This is a genomic window from Mesorhizobium sp. M7A.F.Ca.ET.027.02.1.1, from assembly GCF_004022985.1.
GTDB lineage: Bacteria > Pseudomonadota > Alphaproteobacteria > Rhizobiales > Rhizobiaceae > Mesorhizobium.
Genome location: NZ_RZOL01000588.1, coordinates 1 through 2,729 on the forward strand (window position 1 = coordinate 1; position 2,729 = coordinate 2,729).

2 protein-coding genes are annotated in these 2,729 nt (G+C 65.7%); both read right to left on the minus strand.

Annotated features, from left to right (window positions below; translation table 11 throughout):
* The coding region (locus tag EN749_RS33825) for an NAD(P)-binding domain-containing protein (RefSeq protein WP_245491558.1) at positions 1 to 183 on the minus strand (183 nt) is incomplete at its 3' end.
* A gap of 63 nt (positions 184 to 246) precedes the next feature.
* Positions 247 to 2,667 carry a glucan 1,4-alpha-glucosidase gene (locus EN749_RS33830; RefSeq protein ID WP_128364807.1) on the minus strand — a complete coding sequence of 807 codons (2,421 nt, stop codon included), beginning with the start codon at positions 2,665 to 2,667 and terminating at the stop codon, positions 247 to 249.
* Positions 2,668 to 2,729: the final 62 nt, after the last annotated feature.

Here is a 2,729-nt window from a genome sequence, read left to right on the forward strand (position 1 = left end):
GCGCGGCTTGGCCAGCTTGCCGACGAATTCTTCCATCGAGGCCGCCCCTGACGCGCCGTCGGTCACCAGGGCGGCGACGCTGGCCGGGTTGATGTCGTAGACGACGCATTCGTGGCCGTCGCGCATCAGGCGCCGGACCATGTTGGCGCCCATCCGGCCCAGTCCCATCATTCCGATCTGCATGGTTTCGTCCCTGTTTTCTAAGAGATTTGCGGGGTTATCGAGGGAAGGTCTACTGGCTGTGATCTACTGGCCATCTTGGTCGCCCGATATGACGGAGAAGTCGACATTCTCCCAATCGCCGGTCGCGGGCCAGAAAAAAGTGAAGAGCAGCGTGCTTCCCTCGGGGAGGCTTGCCGCGGGCAGATCGGCAAGATGGATGCCGAAGGCGTTCTCCACCGTATGGCTGTCGTGGGCGGTCGCCCAGTTGTCGGTGCTCCAGTGGACTGTAGCCGGGTCCAACAATTCGACGCGCAACGTCTTGCCCTCCGGCATGGTGCGGATCTTGTTGTTGAACCGCCATGTCCTGAACGGCGATACGGTCTTGTCCTCGATATAGCGCTTGACGCCTTGCGGCGGCATGTCGAAGACCGCGCCGTCGCGCAGCGAGCGCAGCAGCTTGATATGCTCCGAATGCGCCCAGACCAGCGGCATGGCGCTGCCCGAGGGTCGGCCATGCAGCAGTTCGCGCTCCGGCAGATCGGCGCCGTCCCAGACCTGCTCCGGCAATAGGCCGCCCGGCCCGGCCGAGCCTTCCAGCGCAGCCAGCAGGCTTGCCGCCTTTTCCCTGCGCCCCGCCGCCAGCTCGTAGTGGGCGCGTTCGCCGGCCAGCAGCGGCCAGGGGCGACCCTGGCCGGTGCCATCGAAAGGCGCGCCGTCTTCGTGCTCGCCATAGCCGTCACCATTGTAGCGGTACCAGAGCGGCCCTTGCGGCAGATCGCAGCGCAATTGCGCGTCGATGACCTTGACCGTGTCTGTCATGCGCGGGTCGTCGGCCGCCCGCAGACCGAAGCGGACAAGTGCCAGTGCATCCGGGCTGACGATCTCCTTGGCGGGCCGATCCGTGTCGCCGGGCGGCCGGTTCTTGATCGGGACATAGCCGTCCTTCGGCGAACCGGCCTCGGCGCTGTCGGGTGGTGCTATGCGGACATAGTAGCCTTCGACGCCGACTTGACTGCAGATCGCCGTGCCGGTGACGTAGGTCCAGCGCTCGACCTGGTCGTTCCAGACGTCTGATGTCTCGCGCAGATAGGTCGCGGCGTCTGTCTTGCCGCAAGCGTCGAGCAGGTCTGCCGCGGCAAGCAGTGCGGCGATTTCGACGGCGAGCGTGAACGGGCTGTAGCCGGCATCCTCTTCCCAGCGGTCCTCGCCGGTGACGGGTCCGTTGCGCACGACATAGCCGGCGGCGCGCTCGATCATCGGCAGGAAGGTCATGAGCCTGGCGCGCGGCAAATGGCCGGCGCGGCGCAAAGCATCGGCCAGCAGCAGCGGAAAGGCGCATTCGTCCATCTGGATGCCGGGCCAATAGGCCGATCCGTCGAGCCAGGCGTTCTGCGGCCAATGGCCGTCCGGCTGCTGGATGGAGCTGAGGTAATCGAGGATTTGCAGGGCCGAGGCAGCATCGCCGGCAGCAAGAAAGCCGCCCGCCGTCTCGACCAGATCGCGCGGCCAGACCAGATGGTAGCCGCCGAGGTCGTCGTCACCCCTGTTGAAGCCCCACGGGATCGACAGGCTGGCGACCGCGGCGCCCGGTGTGGCGATCGACCGGTGCGTCGCCAGTACCGCGGTGCTGGTGCGATAGCTGTTGATACCCGATGATGCCGTGTGTCGATCAAGCGGCAGCAGGCCAGTCTGCCAATTGCGCCAGTTCTGAAGATAGGATTTCGCCGCGGGTTCAAAACCCTGCTTCAGGCTGGCGAAAGCATGTTCCGCGGCCTCGTCCGATGTCGCGCCGAACCCAAGCGCCAGCAAGGCCTTGGTCTCTGTGGCGGAAAAGCCGATCTCGCCCGTCAGCGCGACATTGCCGTCCTCGGCCCGCTGGTATGCAGCGTCGAGCTCACCGGTGTCGTGGAGTTGCTGCCAACCGTCGGAAGAACCGACATAACCGGCCGAGCCGGTGCGCCAGGGCTGCGACGAGGCCAGCGCCAGGCAAGAGCCGCGTCCCGAGGCGAACAGCACGGGCTTTCCCTCCTGCTCGCCGACCCAGGCGGTGTTGCCCATGCCGGCATTGACCAGATGCGGCGCCAGAAGCGCGTAGACGCGGTAGCCACCGGGCACCCCTTTCAGCGCCGTGAAGGTGATTTCCTGCAGCAGAGCCGGGCGCGCCGGGTCGGCGAGGATGCGCTTTTCGATCCGCCAGGCGCCGTCGCTCGCCGTGTTGACCAGCCTGTAGGCGGGCACGCCGTCCTCGAACGGTTCGATCGTATGCAGGGCATCGCGTTTCTCTTCCGAAAAATAGCCGCCGGGACCGGTGACGATCAAGCCGAGGTCGCGGGTGCAGGCGCTGTCGACGCGCGGATAGTAGACTTCGTTGAGGATGCCGTGGCTGATCGTAAACCAAATCCGGCCGGCCGGCGAAAGCGACGTTCCGACGCCACTCTTGGCGCTTGATGTCCAGCGCGCCGGAATTCCCGGGGCGCCCGGAGCAACGTTTTGCGTCACTGGCATTCTGTTTCGGTCTCCTGGGCTCCTCCCTAGACCAGGACGCGAACCCTTTACAATCATTGCAC

What these genes read in the sequence shown, in the direction of transcription:
- EN749_RS33830 (WP_128364807.1), bottom strand. Translation starts at nt 2,667, where the DNA reads ATGCCAGTGACGCAAAACGTTGCTCCGGGCGCCCCGGGAATTCCGGCG.